Source organism: Oceanicola sp. 22II-s10i (genome assembly GCF_002210105.1).
Taxonomy (GTDB): Bacteria; Pseudomonadota; Alphaproteobacteria; order Rhodobacterales; family Rhodobacteraceae; genus Pseudooceanicola.
Genome location: NZ_AQQU01000003.1, coordinates 63,494 through 81,159 on the forward strand (window position 1 = coordinate 63,494; position 17,666 = coordinate 81,159).

Genomic DNA, 17,666 nt, shown 5'->3' on the forward strand with positions numbered 1-17,666 from the left:
CGCTAAACCATCTTCGGGAGGAGCGCGCTTATGGCGACCCGCAAGAGCACGGCCAAGCCCAACGTCTCGGCCGACGACCTCAAGGCATATTACCGCGACATGCTGCTGATCCGGCGCTTCGAAGAGAAGGCGGGCCAGCTATACGGCATGGGGCTGATCGGCGGCTTCTGCCACCTCTACATCGGCCAGGAGGCCGTCGTCGTCGGGCTGGAAGCGGCGGCGAGCGAGGGCGACAAGCGGATCACCTCCTACCGTGACCATGGTCACATGCTGGCCTGCGGGATGGACCCGAACGGCGTGATGGCCGAGCTGACCGGGCGCGAGGGCGGCTATTCCAAGGGCAAGGGCGGCTCGATGCACATGTTCAGCCGCGAGAAGCATTTCTACGGCGGTCACGGCATCGTCGGCGCGCAGGTGCCGCTCGGCGCCGGGCTGGCCTTCGCGGACAAGTACCTTGAGAACGACCGCGTGACCTTCGCCTATTTCGGTGACGGGGCCGCGAACCAGGGCCAGGTCTACGAGACGTTCAACATGGCGGCGCTGTGGAAGATTCCGGTGATCTTCGTGATCGAGAACAACCAGTACGCCATGGGCACCGCGCAGAAGCGGTCGACCTCGACCGAGGACATCCACACCCGCGGCGCGCCGTTCGGCATTCCGGGCGAGATCGTCGACGGCATGGACGTGCTGGCGGTGAAGGACGCGGGCGACAAGGCCGTCGCGCACTGCCGCGCGGGCAAGGGGCCGTATATCCTCGAGGTGAAGACCTACCGCTACCGCGGCCACTCCATGTCCGACCCGGCGAAATACCGGACGCGCGAGGAAGTGCAGAAGATGCGCGAGGAGAAGGACGCGATCGAACACGTGCGCGACCTGCTGATCTCGGGCAAGCACGCGACCGAGGATGACCTCAAGGCCATCGACAAGGAGATCAAGGACATCGTGAACGCCTCGGCCGACTTCGCCAAGGACAGCCCGGAGCCGGATGTCAGCGAGCTCTACACCGACATCTACGCCACCGACATCCCGCAGGGTGCTGCGGTCGAAGAAGACGCCTGAGGGGGAGAACGACGATGGCAACCAAGATCCTGATGCCCGCGCTGTCCCCCACGATGGAGGAAGGCACGCTGGCCAAGTGGCTGGTCAAGGAGGGCGACACCGTCTCCTCCGGCGACATCATGGCCGAGATCGAGACCGACAAGGCGACGATGGAATTCGAAGCGGTGGACGAGGGCGTGATCGGCAAGATCCTGATCGCCGAGGGCACCGAGGGGGTAAAGGTGAACACCCCGATCGCCGTGCTGGTCGAGGAAGGCGAAGATGTCGGCGACGTGGAGGCCGAAGCGGCGCCCGCGCCGAAAGCCGAGGCCGAGGCGGAGGCAAAGTCCGACGACAAGGCGCCGGCGAAGGCCAAGGCGCCCGAGGCACCGAAGCCCGACCAGACCCCGGACTGGCCCGAAGGCACCGAGATGAAGTCGCAGACCGTCCGCGAGGCGCTGCGCGACGCAATGGCCGAAGAGATGCGCGGCAACGCCAACGTCTTCGTCATGGGCGAGGAGGTGGCCGAGTATCAGGGCGCCTACAAGGTCACGCAGGGGCTGCTGGACGAATTCGGCGGCAAGCGGGTCATCGACACGCCGATCACCGAACACGGCTTTGCCGGCATCGGCGTCGGCGCGGCCTTTGGCGGCCTGCGTCCGATCGTGGAGTTCATGACGTTCAACTTCGCCATGCAAGCCATTGACCAGATTATCAACTCTGCCGCCAAGACGCTCTACATGTCCGGTGGTCAGATGGGCTGTCCCATTGTGTTCCGGGGCCCGAACGGTGCCGCGGCACGGGTCGGCGCGCAGCACAGCCAGGACTACGCGGCGTGGTATTCCATGATCCCCGGCCTCAAGGTCGCGATGCCCTATTCGGCGGCCGACGCCAAGGGCCTGCTGAAAAGCGCGATCCGCGATCCGAACCCGGTGATCTTCCTCGAGAACGAGATCCTCTATGGCCGGTCGTTCGAAGTGCCGGTGATGGACGATTTCACCGTCCCCTTCGGCAAGGCCAAGATCTGGCGCGAGGGCACGGACGTGACCATCGTCAGCTTCGGCATCGGGATGCAGTACGCGCTGGAAGCCGCTGACAAGCTTGCAGAAGACGGGATCGACGCCGAAGTCATCGACCTGCGCACCCTGCGGCCCATCGACTACGACACGCTGATCGCGAGCGTGCAGAAGACGAACCGCTGCGTGACGGTCGAGGAAGGCTTCCCCGTGGGCTCCATCGGCAACCACCTGTCGGCCTACATCATGCAGAACGCCTTCGACTATCTCGACGCGCCGGTCATCAACTGCACGGGCAAGGACGTGCCGATGCCCTATGCCGCGAACCTCGAGAAGCTCGCGCTCGTCACCACCGCCGAGGTCATCGAGGCGGTCAAGCAAGTGACCTACAGGTAGGGGGACCGCGACATGCCGACCGAAATCCTGATGCCCGCCCTCAGCCCGACGATGGAAGAGGGGACGCTGGCGAAATGGCTGGTCAAGGAGGGCGACACCGTCTCCTCCGGCGACCTGCTGGCCGAGATTGAGACCGACAAGGCGACGATGGAATTCGAAGCCGTGGACGAAGGCGTCATCGGCAAGATCCTGATCGCCGAGGGCTCCGAAGGGGTCAAGGTGAACACCCCGATCGCCGTCCTGCTGGAAGAGGGCGAGAGCGCCGACGACATCGGCGAGACCAAGGGCAAGGCCGAGGCCAAGCCCAACCCCGAGGAAAGCACCGAAAAGGCCCCCGCGCCGAAAGAGGCGCAGGACGGGCCCAAGGCGGCACCGGTCGGCAAGTCCGACACCAAGGCGCCCGCCGCGCCCAGGGACGCGGATGGCAAGCGCATCTTCGCCAGCCCGCTGGCCCGCCGGATCGCGGCGGACAAGGGGCTGGACCTGAGCGGCATCAAGGGCTCGGGCCCGCACGGCCGCATCGTGCGCGCCGATGTGGAGGGGGCGAAACCCGCCGCCGCTTCCGCGTCGAAGGAGGCCGCCGCGGCCCCGGTCGGCAAGGCCGCGCCCGCCGCCATGGCCTCCGGTCCGTCGACCGACGCCGTGCTCAAGATGTACGAGGGGCGCGAGTACACCGAGGTCAAGCTGGACGGCATGCGCAAGACCATCGCCGCCCGTCTGACCGAGGCCAAGCAGACCATCCCGCATTTCTACCTGCGCCGCGACATCCGGATCGACGCGCTGCTCAAGTTCCGGGGCGACCTGAACAAGCAGCTGGAACACCGGGGCGTGAAGCTCAGCGTCAACGACTTCATCATCAAGGCCTGCGCCCTCGCGCTGCAGGCCGTGCCCAAGGCCAACGCCGTCTGGGCCGGTGACCGCGTGCTGGAGCTGACCCCCTCGGACGTCGCCGTCGCGGTGGCCATCGACGGCGGGCTGTTCACGCCGGTGCTGAAGGACGCGGAGTCGAAATCGCTGTCCAAGCTCTCGACCGAGATAAAGGACCTCGCCGCCCGTGCCCGCGACCGCAAGCTGGCGCCGCATGAATACCAGGGCGGCAGCTTTGCCATCTCGAACCTCGGGATGTTCGGCATCGACAACTTCGACGCGGTCATCAACCCGCCGCACGGCGCGATCCTCGCCGTCGGGGCAGGGGTCAAGAAACCGGTCGTGGGCGAGGACGGACAGATCACCGCGGCGACGATCATGTCGGTCACGCTCTCGGTCGATCACCGGGTCATCGACGGTGCCCTCGGGGCGGAGCTGCTGCAGGCCATCGTCGACAACCTCGAACACCCGATGGCGATGCTGGCCTGACAGGGGCCTGCACAGGCAAAGGGCAACCGGCATCCCCCGGCATCATGCGGCGCATGGTCCGGGGGAATTCCGGAGGATGTGACCAATTGGTCCTTTCATATATCCGTCCGAGGCATTAGATACCCTCGGACCATACGGCCCGCCGGGAGACGGGCCACACTCAGGGAGTTACCCCCATGCTGAACAATATCGGACTTCCCGGCCTTCTGCTGATCGCCGTGGTCGTGCTGGTTCTTTTCGGTCGCGGCAAGATCTCCTCGCTCATGGGCGAGGTCGGCAAGGGCATCACCGCCTTCAAGAAGGGCGTGAGCGACGGCACGAAAGAGCTGGACGACGCAAGCTCGGAGGGCGCGCGCGATGTGACCCCGGCCGAGAAAGACAAGGCCTGACAGCCTTTTCCGGGTGATCCTTCATGTTCGACCTCGGCTGGACCGAGCTTTTGCTGATCGGCATCGTGGCGCTGATCGTGGTGGGTCCCAAGGACCTGCCCGTCCTGTTCCGCAACGCCGGTCGCTTCGTGGGCAAGGCCCGCGGCATGGCGCGCGAGTTCTCGCGCGCGATGGAAGAAGCGGCGGATGAATCCGGCGCCAAGGACATCTCCAAGACCTTCCGCGATGCCGTGAACCCCAAGAAGATGGGGCTGGACAAGCTGAAGGAGGCCACCGACTTCCGCAACTGGGAGCCGGACAGCGAGACCGGCAAGCTGGCCGAGGATCGCGCCGCCGCCGCCAAGAAGATCCACGCCGCCACCGCCGCCGCCGCCGAAAAGCGCAAGGCGCAGGAGGCCGAGACCGCGGCGCAGGCCAAGGCCGCCGCCGAGGCCACGCCTGACGCCGGGCAGGGCGACGCACCGGCTGATCCGGCGCCTGCCGCGCCGTCCGAGGACACCACCCGCACATGACCGCAGGCGACGAGATCGACGACAGCCAGGCCCCGCTGATCGAGCATCTGGCCGAGCTCAGGAACCGGCTGATCCATTCGGTCGTGGCCTTCATCATCGGGATGGTGATCTGCTTCACCGTCTGGAACCCGATCTTCAACTTCCTGACGCAGCCGCTCTGCAACGCGCTGGCGCAGCGCGGGCAGCTTGGCGACTGCGGGCTGATCCTGATCAAGCTTCAGGAAGGCTTCTTCGTCGCCATCTCCATCTCGCTGCTCGGCGGGCTGGTGCTGTCGTTCCCCTACATCGCGCTGCAGATGTGGCGTTTCGTGGCGCCGGGGCTCTACCGCAAGGAAAAGAACGCCTTCCTGCCGTTCATCATCGCCTCGCCCGCGATGTTCTTCCTCGGCGCGGCCTTCGCCTTCTACGTCGTGACGCCGCTCGCCTTCGACTTCTTCCTCGGCTTCCAGCAGCCCGGTTCCGTGATCGGAGAGGGCGGGGCGGAGAACGGGATCGCCGGGATCGCCTTCCAGGGCTCGGCGCAGGAATACCTGTCGCTGACGATCAAGTTCATCGTGGCCTTCGGCCTCTGCTTCCAGTTGCCGGTCCTGCTGACGCTGATGGGGCTGGCGGGGCTGGTGTCCTCGGAGGGCCTGCGCGCCGTTCGGAAATACGCGGTGGTCGGCATCCTCGTCCTGGCCGCGCTCGTGACCCCGCCGGACGTCATCACGCAGGTCATCCTGTTCGTCGTTGTCTACGGCCTCTACGAGATCTCCATCTTCCTCGTCCGCCGGGTCGAGCGGAAGCGCGACGAGCGCCTGCGTGAGGAAGGATACTTCGACGACGAGGATGAGGACGAGGAAGACGATCCGCTTCTCGCCGAATTCGACAGGGACAATGACAAATCCTGATCCGCTGATCCGCATCGCGGAGGCGCTGGAGCGCATGGCGCCCGCGCCTCTGGCCGCCCCCGATTTCTCCGCCGCCGACGCCTTCGTCTGGCATACGGAGCCCGAGCGGCTGGAACCCGTCGGCCGCGTCTCGCGCGTGGGGCTGGAGCTGCTGGTCGGCATCGACCGGTCCCGTGACACGCTGCTGACCAACACGCTGCAGTTCGCGCGCGGCCTGCCCGCCAACAACGCGCTGCTCTGGGGCGCGCGGGGGATGGGCAAGTCGAGCCTCGTCAAGGCCGTCCACGCCGAGGTGCTGCGCCAGGGGGTGCCGCTCAAGATCGTGGAACTCCAGCGCGAGGATCTGCCCTCCGTCGCCCGGCTGCTGTCGGTCCTCGGCGGGTCCTCGGACCGCTTCCTGCTGTTCTGCGACGACCTGTCGTTCAGCCACGACGACCAGCACTACAAGTCGCTCAAGGCCGTGCTGGACGGCGGCATCGCCGGGCGTCCGGACAACGTGCTGTTCTACGCCACCTCGAACCGCCGCCACCTGATGCCGCGCGACATGATCGAGAACGAACGCTCCTCGGCGATCAACCCCTCCGAGGCGGTCGAGGAAAAGGTCTCGCTCTCGGACCGCTTCGGCCTGTGGCTGGGCTTTCACCCCTGCGACCAGGACGAGTACCTTCGGATGATCCGCGGCTACTGCGCCGCCCACGGGGTCGAGATCGACGAGGACACCCTGCGCGCCGAGGCGATCGAATGGCAGGCCACCCGCGGCGCGCGTTCGGGCCGCGTGGCCTGGCAGTACTTCACCGATCTCGCAGGCCGCCGGGGCGTCGCGCTAAGCTGACCACGGGCCCTCGTCGGGCCCTGACGCGCCCGCCTCGGCCAGCGCCGGTCCCCTGCTTCATCTTGCCGAAAATATGCCGGGGGTCCGGGGGCAGAGCCCCCGGTCCGTCCCGCTCAGCCCGCACTCACCTCAGGTAGGGCAGCGGATCCGTGCTCTCCAGCCCCTTGCGGACCTCGAAGTGCACATAGGCCGAGGACCCGCCGGGCACCTCCGCCAGTTTCTGCCCGCGGCTGACCTTCTGCTTTTCCTTCACCGCGATCTTGGTGACGTTGGAATAGATGGTCAGCAGCTTGCCCTCGTGGCGCACCACGATCACGTGGTTGTTGTCCGCATCCGAGGTGATCGCCGCCACCTCGCCACCCGAGGCCGCACCGATGGCGGTGCCGGGCGCAGCCGAAATGTCGATGCCGTCGTTCTTGCCCTTGGCATATTCGCGCACGATGTTGCCCTTGACCGGATAGGCCATCTGGGCCGCCGCCTTCGCGGTCTCCTTGCCGACATCCGCGACCGGCTTGGCCGGTTTCGCCGCGGCGGCGGTCTGTGTCGCGAGCGGCACCGTCTTCTCGGCGGGCAGCGGCTTCGCCGCGCTCGGCGGCGTCGGGGTGGGCGAGCCCTGGCCCGGCGCGGTCGTCGCGGAAGACGCCGTGGCGGTGGCCGAGGCGGCCGCGGGCACCACGGTGGCGGGGGCGGAGGCGGCCGCGACCGGGATCATCAGGTACTGGCCTTCGCGGATGGTGTAGTTGCCATCCAGCCCGTTCCATTCGGCCAGCGAGGTGACCGAGACATTGTAGAGCCGGGCGACCGTATAGGCGGTCTCGCCCCGCACCACCTTGTGGCGGTCGGGTTCGGTGCGCGCGACCGCCGGCGACGCCGCCGGGGCGGTGGCGGACGCAGCAGCCGGGGCCAGCGTCGTCGTCTCGACCCTGCGGTCCCCGGCGCGGTCGATGGCGCCCCCGGCGATCGAGGTGATGTCGGTCCCGGCCGCGCCGGTCGCGGCCGTCGGTTCGGCCACCCGGTTGGGCAGCGACACGACCTCGCCCTGCCGCAGCTGCGTGTCCGGGTTCAGGCCGTTGTGCCGGGCCAGCTGATCGGCATCCGCGCCGATCCGGGCCGCCATGCTGCGCACGGTGTCGCCGTTGCGGGCCACCGCGACCTGGTAGTTCGGGTAGGAGATGATCCCGCGGTCATCGGGCCGTGGCCGGTCCAGCGTCGCCATGCGCGCGGCCTCGGCCGTGTTGAACTGGTTGAAGGCCCCGCGCATGTCGAGGTCCACGCCGTCGGTGCAGGCCGCCATAAGGGCCAGCGCCGATACCGCCGCGACGCCGCGCGCGGTTCTGCGGATAGTGTCCGTCATCTGTTCGTTCCTCACCGCCGCCCCTGTTGTCCGGGGCTGTTGTGCTGCCATGCCGCGCCGCCTTTGCGCGACCTCTCAATCCTTTGCCAGACCCTCGACCAGAGGCACGAAACGGACCGGGCTCAATTCGTCGTATTCCAGCCCGGTCTCCGTCCGGCGGACGCGGATCAGGCTTTGAACCGTGTCGGACTGTCCGACCGGCAGCACCATAATACCGCCAATCTTCAATTGCGCCAATAGGGGGCCGGGCGGGTCTTCGGCCGCTGCGGTCACAATGATGCGGTCAAAGGGGGCCTGATCCCCCAGACCGTGTGATCCGTCGCCGACAATCGCGGTAATGTTGTTGAGATCGAGCGCGTCGAACACCTCGCGCGCGGCCTGCACCAGCGGGGCGTGGCGGTCGATGGTGTAGATGCGGCGGGCCAGCTGGCTGAGCACTGCAGCCTGGTAGCCCGAGCCTGTGCCGACCTCCAGAACCTTGTCCCGCGGCTGCACGTTCAGCGCTTGCGTCATCAGCCCCACGACCGAGGGCTGGGAAATCGTCTGGCCGCAGTTGATCGGCAGCGGCGTGTCGTCATAGGCGCGATCGGCAAAGATGCCCCGGACGAAGGCGCCCCGGTCGATCTTTTCCATCGCCGTCAGCGTGCGCATGTCCGTCACCCCGCGCGACCGCAGGGTGTAGAGGAACTGCATCTTCCGTTCGGCGATCTCGTCCGTCATTCGATGGTCCTGAGCCGGTCCAGCATGTCATGTGCGGTCAGATCCGCCCGCATCGGCGTGACCGAGATATAGCCCTCGAGGTTCGCATGGGCATCCGATCCCGGCAGCGTCGGTATCTGCTGGTCGCCGCCCTTGATCCAGAGGAACTTCCGGCCCGAGGGGGCATAATGCGGTTCGGTCGAAAAGCGGGTGTTGCGGCGGAAGCCCTGCGTCGTCACCCGCGCGCCCTTGACCTTGTGGGCGGGCATTGGCGGGAAATTGACGTTGTAGAACAGCCGGTAATCCCCGGTGTCCTCGGGCTGTGCCGCGAGGATGGAGGCGATCAGCGCCGCGCCATGTTCCGCCGCCGCCTCGAACGGGTCGTCGATCTGGTAGTTCTCGGGCCCGAGATACTGGGACAGGGCAAACGAGGGGATGCCCTGCAGCGCGCCTTCCATGGCCCCGCCGAGCGTGCCGGAGTAGAGCGCGTTCTCGGCCGAGTTGTTGCCCTTGTTGACGCCGGACAGGATCAGGTCGACCGGCCCGCCGTCCACCACGTCGTGCAGCCCGGCCAGCACGCAGTCCGCGGGCGAGCCTTCGGCGGCAAAACGGCGCGTGCCGAGTTTCGAGACCATCATGGGATGCGTGTAGGAGATCTTGTGCGCCACGCCCGACTGTTCGAAGGCGGGCGCGACGGTCCAGACCTCTCCATCCGGCCCGGCGAGCGTCGCGGCGATGCCTTCCAGCGTCTTCAGGCCGGGGGCGGAAATGCCGTCGTCGTTGGTGATGAGAATGCGCATGTCGCCCGCCCTTTTTTCTTTCCCCGATGAATAGGCGAGGGGCGGCGCGGTCGCAAGCGGATGGGGCAGGCCGGGGGACCGGCCCTAGCCGAGTGTGGCCAGAAGGCGCGCGGCCTCGTCGAAGGGCTTCGCCAGCTTTTCCCGGTCCTCGCCGGGATGGAACCGTGCGCGCAGCGCCGTCGCCATCGGCGCGGGCGTCGCGACGTGGACCTGTGGCCCGGTCGACACGGTTTCCAGCGCCCAGGCCCGCGCCAGCGCGATCTGCGCCCGCTTGGAGGCCCCGTAGGCGCCGTGGAACTTCAGATCGGCCGCCGGATCCTCGAAGAACAGCGCAGTGCCGTCGCGGCCCAGCAGGGGCGCGACATAGGGGATCAGGATGCCGGTGGCGGTCACGTTGGTCGCCAGCGTCTTGTCCCAGTCCTTGGCGTCGATGAACGCGGCGGGCGTGAGCGGCGGCACATGGATCGCCGTATGCGCCCAGATCGCCACGCCGCCCCAGCGGTCGTGGATCGACCGGCAGAGCTGCGCCATCGCGTCCCGGTTGGTCACGTCCATCGGCGCCAGCGTCGCCTGACCGCCCTTCGCGCGGATGCGGTCGTCGAGCTCTTCCAGCCCGCCCACGGTGCGGGCGACGGCGACGATGTGATGGTCGGGCGCCAGTGCTTCGGCCAGGGCTGCGCCAAGGCCGCGCGACGCGCCGGTGATAAGGGCGATGCGGTCAGTCATGCCGCGCGGTGTGAGCGGAATTCGCGGCGGCGTCAAGCGCCGGGAATGGTCAGCCGCTTCGCGATGCCCGCACTGGCGATGACGATGCTGTCGTCGGCGATGGCGACGACCGGTGCGCCGGTCACCTTGTCGCCCACATGCACCGTCAGGGTGCGTCCGTTCGGCAGCCGCAGCAGGGCCGAGCGGCTGGCATCGCTGCCGAAGACACCCAGCACCAGCGGTTCGGTCGGATCATAGGTCACGGTCTGCGTCGCCTCGCGGCTCACGTCGGCCGAGACGGGCAGATCGGGCGCATCGCCGCCACGGGTCGAAACATGGGCCTGGGGCGCGGGGGTCGTGTCCAGATCATCGGGCCGCGCCCGCGGCCTGAGCGAGGATTTCAGAGCGTTCATGTCGGGGGTCACCTTGTTCGCCGGGCACCTGTTTTCCCGGTCGCGGCGGCCTGCTACAGCGTCGCCGCGCCGCAGGAAACCCGTCATTTCCCGGGGTGGCGACGTTTCGCCGCCTGTCCCGGTCATATCGGCAGGAACTTACCGTTCCCTTGCCTCAGCTGCCGATTTCGGCCCGTCTGAGCGCAACAATGCGTGAGATCAAATCGTCCGGCACACTCAGGTCCCACGGGACCCGAAGCGTTCCGCCCTGGGCCGTCATGCCGTCCGGCAGGTCGCTGACACCCGCCAGCGTGCTCCCGGAATGGGGGTAGATCGCGTAATGCGCCTTCCACGCCGCATAGCCCATCACGACCTTGCCGCCGGGCAGGCGGAAACCGGGCATGGCGTAGGAGATGACCTCGACCGCGTCGGGCACCTGAGCGGCGATCCGACGCCGCAGGTCGTTCAGACATGCGGCGCGGTCCGGGGGCAGGGTGGCGAGATAGGCGTCGTGATCCGCGGGCGCGGTCACTCCGCCGCCTTCAGCTCGAAGCCCTTCTCGATCATGTCGGCGGGTTCGATCGGGTATTCGCCCGAGAAGCAGGCGTCGCAATACTGCGGGCACTTGGCGTTGCGGCCCCCGGCCTCGCCGACGGCGCGATAGAGCCCGTCGAGCGAGATGAACTTGAGGCTGTCCACCGCCAGATGATCGCGCATCTCGTCCTCGGACATCGTCGCCGCCAGCAGTTTTTCCCGCTGCGGCGTGTCGACGCCGTAGAAGCAGGGCCACGCGGTCGGCGGGCTCGCGATGCGGAAATGCACCTCGGCCGCGCCGGCATCCAGGATCATTTCCTTGATCTTGCGGCTGGTGGTCCCGCGCACGACCGAATCGTCGACGAGGATCACGCGCTTGCCCTCGATCAGCGCACGGTTGACGTTCAGCTTCAGCCGGACGCCCATGTTGCGGATCTGTTCGGAGGGTTCGATGAAGGTCCGGCCCATGTACTGGTTCCGGATGATCCCCATGCCGTAGGGAATCCCCGACTCGTGCGCGAACCCGATGGCCGCCGGCGTGCCGCTGTCGGGCACCGGGCAGACGAGGTCCGCGTCGACCGGTGCCTCGCGGGCCAGCTCCACGCCGATCTGGCGGCGGGTCTCATAGACCGACCGGCCACCGAGGATCGAATCCGGGCGGCTGAAGTAGACGTGTTCGAAGATGCAGAAGCGGGGCGCCTGCGGGCGGAAGGGGCGGCGGCTCTCGATACCCTTGTCGGTGATGACGACCATCTCGCCCGGCTCGATCTCGCGCACGAAATCCGCGCCGATGATGTCCAGCGCGCAGGTCTCGGACGACAGGACATAGCCGTCGGCGACCTTGCCCAGAACCAGCGGCCGGACGCCAAGCGCGTCGCGCACGCCGATCAGCTGCGTCGCGGTCATGGCGACGACGGAAAACGCGCCCTCGACCCGGCGCAGCGCGTCCTCCATCCGTTCCGGCAGGCCCTTCTGCAGGGACCGGGCCATAAGGTGGATGATGCATTCGCTGTCCGACGAGGACTGGAAGATCGAGCCGCGTTCGATCAGTTCGCGCCGCAGGGCGTCGGCATTGGTGATGTTGCCGTTGTGCGCGATCGCCGCGCCGCCCATCGAGAATTCGCCGAAGAAGGGCTGCACGTCGCGGATCGCCGTCTGGCCCTTGTTGCCCGCCGTCGAATAGCGGACGTGGCCGATGGCGATGGTGCCCGGCAGCGTGTCCATGACCGACTGCGAGGTGAAGTTGTCGCGGATGTAGCCCATCCGGCGCGCCTGGTTGAAGCCGAGCTGGTCGTCATGCACCACGATCCCGCCGGCTTCCTGCCCGCGATGTTGCAGTGCGTGCAGGCCGAGCGCGGTAAAGCTCGACGCATCGGTCGTGCCGATCACGCCAAAGATGCCGCACTCTTCGTGCAGCTTGTCGTCATCCCACGGGTGGCCGGGCCATGACTTCGGGGTTTCGGGCGAGGAGGTGGACAAGGGGCAGCTCCGAATCCGTTCGCGTCTGTCCCCTAGTTAAGCCTTTGTGCCCCGAGTGTCACGAAAGGATCACAGAGTGTTGTCACCCTTTTGCCGCGGCGCGGCAAAGATGCCGGTCCGTCGGCTCAGGCGGTGCGGGCAAAGCCGAACGGACGCAGGATGAGCCGGCGCAGCCAGCCCGCGGGGGCGGCAGCCGCGCTGCGGCCGAGGCTGTGCGCCTGTTCGCTGCGCATCATGCGGCTGCGCGCGATGTAATAGGCGGTGTCGATCGAGCCGTCGGGGCGGGTGCGGATGTCTTCGAACTGGTGGTCCATGATGGGTCTCCTTCTGATGTGACACCATCCTGCGCCCCATTGCCGACCGGCGCTTGAAGACCGCCTTCTGAAACCCTTGAGATACCCCTGATTTCGCAGGGTTCCGGCTTGAGAAACTCGGAAACCGCGCCTTAACTGGTTCCATGATCTACCGTTTCGCAGATTGCGCGCTGGATACGGAGCGCCACGAACTGACCCGCGCAGGCGGGCCGGTGCATGTGGAGCCACAGGTCTTTGCCCTGCTGCGCCTGCTGGCCGAGGGCGGCGGGCGGCTGGTCACGCGGGACGAGATGGTGGCGGCGGTCTGGTCCGGCCGCATCGTGTCCGAGGCGACGATCAGCGCGCGGATCAACGCCGCGCGGGTGGCGGTCGGGGATGACGGTCAGCGGCAGGCGGTCATCCGCACGGTGGTGCGGCGTGGATTGCAGCTGGCGGTGCCGGTGGAAACGGGGGCCGGGGATGCCGGGCCGGGGCAGGCGACCGCAATAGCGCGACCGGTCGAAAGCGCGCATCAGGTGGTGCGGATCACCCGGTCGGCCGACGGCACCGGCATCGCGTGGGCCAAATCGGGCGAGGGACCGCCGCTGCTGCGGGCCGGGCACTGGCTCTCGCATCTGGAGCTCGACTGGCAGAGCCCGGTCTGGCGCCCGCTGATCGACCGCTTCGGGGCGACCCGCTCGCTCTATCGCTACGACCCGCGTGGCACGGGCCTGTCGGACCGGGACTGCGGGCCGCTGACGCTGGACGCCTTCGTCGCGGACATGAAGGCGGTGGCGGATGCGGCGGGTCTGGACCGGTTCGCGCTCTATGCCGTGTCACAGAGCGTGCCGGTCGGCATCGCCTTCGCCGCGCGCTACCCTGACCGGGTCAGCGCGCTGGTCCTGCACGCGGGCTTTGTCCGTGGCGCGGCGGTGCGCGACCGCGAGGAGGGGACGGCGCTGTCCGAAACCTTCCTCAGCCTGATCCGCAATGGCTGGGGCACACCCGGCAGCGCCTTCATGCGCGCGTTTTCCTCGCTCTTCCTGCCGACGGGCACGGCCGAGCAGATCGACAGCTTTCTCGACATGCAGGTCCAGTCGGCCACGCCCGAGTTCGCCGAACGCCTGCGCCGGGCGATCAACGAACTGGATGTCCGCGACCTGCTGGCCGATGTCCGCTGTCCGGCGCTGGTCAGCCATGCGCGGGGCGACGCCGCGCAGCCCTTCGATCAGGGGCGGGCACTGGCGTCGGGGATCCCGGACGCCCGCTTTGTCGCGCTGGACAGCCCGTCACACATCATCCCGCCGCAGGAACCCGCGTGGGAGGCGGTCATGTCCGCCATAGAGGAATTTCTGGCCGAGCAGGGGGCCTGAGATCAGGAACAGGCGCCGACGAGGCGTTCGTACTGTTCGGTGATCCAGCCAAGTGCGCGGGTCGGATCCTCTTCCTCGATCCGGCCGGTCAGCTGGGCGAACACCTGTGCCGAACGGCTGTCGTCGACCATCGTGATCTGCTGCGAGGTCAGCACGGTGTCGTAGACGAAGAAGGCGATGGCGACCAGCAGCACACCGCGCGCCGCGCCGAAGAAGAACCCGAGCGCCTGGTCCAGCCCGCCGAGGACGGTACGCTGGACGAGCGAGGAAAAGAGCGGCGTGAACAGCGAGGCGATGACCAGCGCGACCGCGAAGACGGCGGCAAAGGCGGTGATGATCGACAGTTCGCAGCTGTCCGCGATGAAGTCGCCGATCACCGGCACTTCCTTGACCAGCGGCTGGACCTGCGGCGCAAAGATGAAAGCCAGAACCGCCGCGACGACCCATCCGGCGATCGCCATGACCTCGCGCAGGAACCCGCGCGAATAGGCGAGGATCGCCGACAGGATGATGACCGCGGCGACGACGCCGTCGATGATCGTGAAACCTTCCATTCGCCTGCTCCCCGGCCGCCAGTGGTGCGGATCAGCCCGCGCCGAAAATCTCGCCCACGAAAGCGGTGAGGTCTGACATACGCGTCACTGTCATCCCGCTTTCACCGCCCGGCTTGCCTCCGGCCGGTGCGATGGCCGAGGAAAAACCAAGTTTCGCCGCTTCTTTCAACCTGTTTTCCGTCTGGGACACCGGACGCAGTGCGCCGGACAGGGAGATTTCGCCAAAAACGACACAGTCTGCGGGCAGCGCGGTGTCTTCTCGGGCGGAAAGTAGCGCCGCGGCCACAGCCAGATCCGCCGCCGGCTCGCCGATCTTCATGCCGCCGGCGACGTTCAGATAGACGTCGAGGCCGGCAAAGGGGATGCCGCAGCGGGCCTCGAGCACCGCGAGGATCATCGCCAGCCGCCCGCCGTCCCAGCCCACGACCGACCGGCGCGGCTGCGAATGCGGGGTGGGGGCGACGAGGGCCTGAAACTCCACCAGAACCGGCCGCGTGCCCTCGATCCCCGCGAAAACGGCCGAGCCGGGCGCGGGCTGGCCGCGTTCGGACAGGAACAGGGCCGAAGGGTTGGTGACTTCGCTCAGCCCGCCGCCGGTCATCTCGAAGACGCCGATCTCGTCCGCCGGCCCGAAGCGGTTCTTGACCGCGCGCAGGATGCGGAACTGGTGCCCGCGCTCGCCCTCGAAATAGAGCACCGTGTCGACCATGTGCTCGACCACGCGGGGACCGGCGATCTGGCCCTCCTTGGTGACGTGACCGACAAGGATCACCGCCGACCCGCGTCGCTTGGCGAAGGCGGTCAGCTCGTGCGCCGCCGCGCGGACTTGGCTGACGGAGCCGGGGGCGCTGTCGACGCTGTCGGACCACATGGTCTGGATCGAATCGACCACCACGAGGTCCGGCCTGAGCTGGTCCAGCGTGGTCAGGATGTCGCGCAGCACCGTCTCGGCGGCCAGCTGTACCGGCGCGTCGGTCAGGCCAAGCCGTTCGGCGCGCATGCGGATCTGTCCTGCCGCTTCCTCGCCCGAGATGTAGACGACCTTGAGCCCGGTCCCGGCGAACCGCGCGGCGGCCTGCAGCAGCAGCGTGGATTTCCCGATCCCCGGATCGCCCCCGACGAGGATGGCCGAGGCCGGCACCAGCCCGCCGCCCAGAACGCGGTCCAGTTCGCCCATGCCGCTGGCGGTGCGAGGCAGGGGCGCCTCGCGGGTGCTGAGGTCGGTCAGGTCGATCGCCCGGCCGCGCGCAGTCCCGAGCGATGTCTTGCCCGAAGCGGCGGAGAGCGGTGCTTCCTCGACGATCGAGTTCCATGCGCCGCAGGCGTCGCACTGGCCCGACCACTTGGTGTGGACGGCGCCACAGGCATTGCATGTGAAGGAGGTTGTCGCGCGGGCCATGGCCGCTTCTTGCCCCGGCGGGCGCGGACGGTCAATCGCGCAGCGACGTCCCGCCCGGCGTCCGGATCATTCGGCGGCGGGTTTCGTCATGCCGATGACGTTCAGGCGCTGCTGGCCGGTGAGCGGCGGAAAGTCCTCCGCATCGGCATGTTCGTCCTCGTAGCTGTCCAGTTCATAGCCCGACAGCTTCATCGCATCGGCCAGCGAGGTGACACGCTCGGCCTCTTTCCTGCGGACGCGCGCGGGGGCAGGGGCAGCGACGACCGGTGCGGCCGGAACCGGTGTCGGCACGGCACGCGGTTTCCTGTCCTGCTGCACGTCCTTCTGGACGGCCGCAGCGACACCCATGCCTAGTTCGGGCAGCAGGTCGTCCAGTTCGGCCAGCATCCGGTCCAGCTGCGACCGCGCGATGCTTTCCTCCATCTCGACGGCATCGAGCCAGCGGCGCAGGTCGTTGGTGATCGCCTTGGCCGTGTCGAGACGGTCGTTGAACTGTTCGATCTCTTCCTGACGTTGTTTCAGGAAGGTCCGCGCGCGGTTCACTTTTTCCTCGGAATAGATCGACGCCAGTTCGTGGCTGACCTGGCTCATCTGCGCCGCGGCCTCGAGGATCTCGGGCTCCAGCCCGTCGAGGTCGGGGTGGTCGCGCAGGAATGCGATGCGTTCGCGGACGGCATCGAATTCGTGGCTCATGCGGAACACGCCTTCGCGGTCGGCGGCATGGGCCTTGTGATAGGCATGGGCGACGTCGTGCATCGAGATGTGGAAGTTCCGGTGCGAGGTTTCCAGCGCCATGATCCGGCCGTTGGAGGGGACGAAGCTGCACAGCCCGATCGCCAGCACGGTCAGACCGATCAGCGCCCACATACCCGCGCCTTCGACCGGTGCGCCGTTCCACGCAAGTGCCAGTTCGGGCCAGGGCAGAACACCGAAGGCACAGAGCAGGGTGACGGTGACGAGGGAGAGTGCCAGCAGCGCCAGCGCCGCGGTGGCGAGAGGTTGCACAATGCGCGTTGCCAGAAGCGCGGGCGTGCCCTGCCGCGGTGCCGTCACACCGTTCCGTGTCGTATTCATATCCTGTCGCCCCCTGCAGACTCGCAAACCATGACCGGCAAAAAACCGCGAATCGGCGTCTTTCTGCCGATTAGTTAACACAGGTTTTCGGATTTGGTTCCGTCCGGTCCGTCACTTGGCTCTGCGCCAAGCGCTCAGGCGGACGGTTTCGAGGCATGGGACAGCGCCAGCGAGGCCAGCACGCAGCCGGTGAAGAGATAGAGGCCCCAGCCGGTTTCCACCCGCCCGATACCGATGCCCTTGGCGATGGCAATATATAACGAAATCAGGAATATGTCGGCCATTGCTAACCTGCCGAACCAAGTCAGGACAGGCTTCGCCCGCGGGACGAGAAAGCCGGTCTGGAACGCGAGTAGCGCGAGCGTCTTGGCGTATGGTGCGAGGATCGCGAAGAAAACCACGATTGAGGCAAGAAAACGGTCTGTTTCCCATAACGACACAATCCCGGACCATACGGAGATCTCGGACAGGCCGAACAACGGCAACAATCCCGCGCGCAGCAGCGGTGCGTTCCATGCGACTGGATAGAGCAGCAACAGCGCCGCATTGCCGAGGATCAGCAGACGCCCGAGCGGCGGAAC

20 protein-coding genes are annotated in these 17,666 nt (G+C 67.4%); 8 read left to right on the plus strand and 12 right to left on the minus strand.

The window, feature by feature from the left end; genetic code table 11:
- Nucleotides 1-30: 30 nt before the first annotated feature.
- The 7 genes from pdhA (at nt 31) to ATO6_RS10460 (ending at nt 6,429) form a co-directional block, all read left to right on the plus strand.
- Nucleotides 31-1,059: a pyruvate dehydrogenase (acetyl-transferring) E1 component subunit alpha gene (gene pdhA, locus ATO6_RS10430; protein WP_088623943.1), complete on the plus strand. Its 1,029-nt coding sequence runs from the start codon at nt 31-33 to the stop codon at nt 1,057-1,059.
- Nucleotides 1,060-1,073: 14 nt separating this feature from the next.
- Entirely contained in the window at nt 1,074-2,450 is a 1,377-nt protein-coding gene (locus tag ATO6_RS10435; RefSeq protein WP_088623944.1) for a pyruvate dehydrogenase complex E1 component subunit beta, read from the plus strand.
- A 12-nt stretch (nt 2,451-2,462) separates the two neighbouring features.
- Entirely contained in the window at nt 2,463-3,806 is a 1,344-nt protein-coding gene (locus ATO6_RS10440) for a pyruvate dehydrogenase complex dihydrolipoamide acetyltransferase (RefSeq protein WP_088623945.1), read from the plus strand.
- Between the two features lie 176 nt (nt 3,807-3,982).
- Nucleotides 3,983-4,195 carry a twin-arginine translocase TatA/TatE family subunit gene (locus tag ATO6_RS10445; RefSeq protein WP_088623946.1) on the plus strand — a complete coding sequence of 71 codons (213 nt, stop codon included), beginning with the start codon at nt 3,983-3,985 and terminating at the stop codon, nt 4,193-4,195.
- A gap of 23 nt (nt 4,196-4,218) precedes the next feature.
- Entirely contained in the window at nt 4,219-4,707 is a 489-nt protein-coding gene (gene tatB / locus ATO6_RS10450; protein WP_088623947.1) for a Sec-independent protein translocase protein TatB, read from the plus strand.
- Entirely contained in the window at nt 4,704-5,597 is an 894-nt protein-coding gene (gene tatC, locus ATO6_RS10455) for a twin-arginine translocase subunit TatC (protein WP_088623948.1), read from the plus strand. Before tatB ends, tatC begins: the two co-directional genes overlap by 4 nt.
- Nucleotides 5,584-6,429 carry an ATP-binding protein gene (locus tag ATO6_RS10460; RefSeq protein WP_088623949.1) on the plus strand — a complete coding sequence of 282 codons (846 nt, stop codon included), beginning with the start codon at nt 5,584-5,586 and terminating at the stop codon, nt 6,427-6,429. Before tatC ends, ATO6_RS10460 begins: the two co-directional genes overlap by 14 nt.
- 124 nt (nt 6,430-6,553) lie before the next feature.
- Here the strand turns inward: ATO6_RS10460 and ATO6_RS10465 are convergent, their stop codons facing one another.
- From ATO6_RS10465 to ATO6_RS10500, 8 genes are all read right to left on the minus strand, one after another.
- Complete coding sequence (locus tag ATO6_RS10465; protein WP_088623950.1) at nt 6,554-7,783, minus strand: peptidoglycan DD-metalloendopeptidase family protein; 1,230 nt, start codon at nt 7,781-7,783, stop codon at nt 6,554-6,556.
- A gap of 75 nt (nt 7,784-7,858) precedes the next feature.
- A complete protein-coding gene (locus ATO6_RS10470) occupies nt 7,859-8,503 on the minus strand; it encodes a protein-L-isoaspartate(D-aspartate) O-methyltransferase (protein ID WP_088623951.1) in 645 nt (214 codons plus the stop codon).
- Complete coding sequence (gene surE, locus ATO6_RS10475) at nt 8,500-9,282, minus strand: 5'/3'-nucleotidase SurE (protein ID WP_088623952.1); 783 nt, start codon at nt 9,280-9,282, stop codon at nt 8,500-8,502. Before surE ends, ATO6_RS10470 begins: the two co-directional genes overlap by 4 nt.
- A gap of 84 nt (nt 9,283-9,366) precedes the next feature.
- Complete coding sequence (locus ATO6_RS10480; RefSeq protein ID WP_088623953.1) at nt 9,367-10,008, minus strand: SDR family oxidoreductase; 642 nt, start codon at nt 10,006-10,008, stop codon at nt 9,367-9,369.
- Nucleotides 10,009-10,040: 32 nt separating this feature from the next.
- The gene (locus tag ATO6_RS10485) at nt 10,041-10,400 is read right to left on the minus strand and encodes a hypothetical protein (RefSeq protein WP_141101966.1); all 360 of its coding nucleotides are present in this window, start codon (nt 10,398-10,400) and stop codon (nt 10,041-10,043) included.
- A gap of 154 nt (nt 10,401-10,554) precedes the next feature.
- Nucleotides 10,555-10,911 carry an iron chaperone gene (locus ATO6_RS10490; RefSeq protein ID WP_088623955.1) on the minus strand — a complete coding sequence of 119 codons (357 nt, stop codon included), beginning with the start codon at nt 10,909-10,911 and terminating at the stop codon, nt 10,555-10,557.
- Nucleotides 10,908-12,392 (minus strand): amidophosphoribosyltransferase, encoded by a 1,485-nt coding sequence (gene purF / locus ATO6_RS10495; protein ID WP_088623956.1) that lies wholly within the window; start codon nt 12,390-12,392, stop codon nt 10,908-10,910. Before purF ends, ATO6_RS10490 begins: the two co-directional genes overlap by 4 nt.
- A gap of 125 nt (nt 12,393-12,517) precedes the next feature.
- Nucleotides 12,518-12,706 (minus strand): hypothetical protein, encoded by a 189-nt coding sequence (locus ATO6_RS10500; protein ID WP_088623957.1) that lies wholly within the window; start codon nt 12,704-12,706, stop codon nt 12,518-12,520.
- A 143-nt stretch (nt 12,707-12,849) separates the two neighbouring features.
- Between ATO6_RS10500 and ATO6_RS10505 the strand changes: the two genes are divergently transcribed.
- Nucleotides 12,850-14,058, plus strand: coding sequence for an alpha/beta fold hydrolase (locus ATO6_RS10505; RefSeq protein ID WP_088623958.1), 1,209 nt, complete (start codon nt 12,850-12,852; stop codon nt 14,056-14,058).
- A 2-nt stretch (nt 14,059-14,060) separates the two neighbouring features.
- Here ATO6_RS10505 and ATO6_RS10510 read toward each other — a convergent pair whose 3' ends face one another.
- The 4 genes from ATO6_RS10510 to ATO6_RS10525 all read right to left on the minus strand — a co-directional run bounded on the left by ATO6_RS10510 (nt 14,061) and on the right by ATO6_RS10525 (nt 17,648).
- Nucleotides 14,061-14,612, minus strand: a complete 552-nt coding sequence (locus tag ATO6_RS10510) for a CvpA family protein (RefSeq protein WP_088623959.1) — start codon at nt 14,610-14,612, stop codon at nt 14,061-14,063.
- Between the two features lie 31 nt (nt 14,613-14,643).
- Nucleotides 14,644-16,011: a DNA repair protein RadA gene (gene radA, locus ATO6_RS10515; protein WP_088623960.1), complete on the minus strand. Its 1,368-nt coding sequence runs from the start codon at nt 16,009-16,011 to the stop codon at nt 14,644-14,646.
- A gap of 66 nt (nt 16,012-16,077) precedes the next feature.
- Nucleotides 16,078-17,085 (minus strand): DNA repair protein, encoded by a 1,008-nt coding sequence (locus tag ATO6_RS10520; RefSeq protein ID WP_176440892.1) that lies wholly within the window; start codon nt 17,083-17,085, stop codon nt 16,078-16,080.
- 134 nt (nt 17,086-17,219) lie between these two features.
- Nucleotides 17,220-17,648 (minus strand): paraquat-inducible protein A, encoded by a 429-nt coding sequence (locus tag ATO6_RS10525; protein WP_088624198.1) that lies wholly within the window; start codon nt 17,646-17,648, stop codon nt 17,220-17,222.
- Between the last annotated feature and the right edge of the window lie 18 nt (nt 17,649-17,666).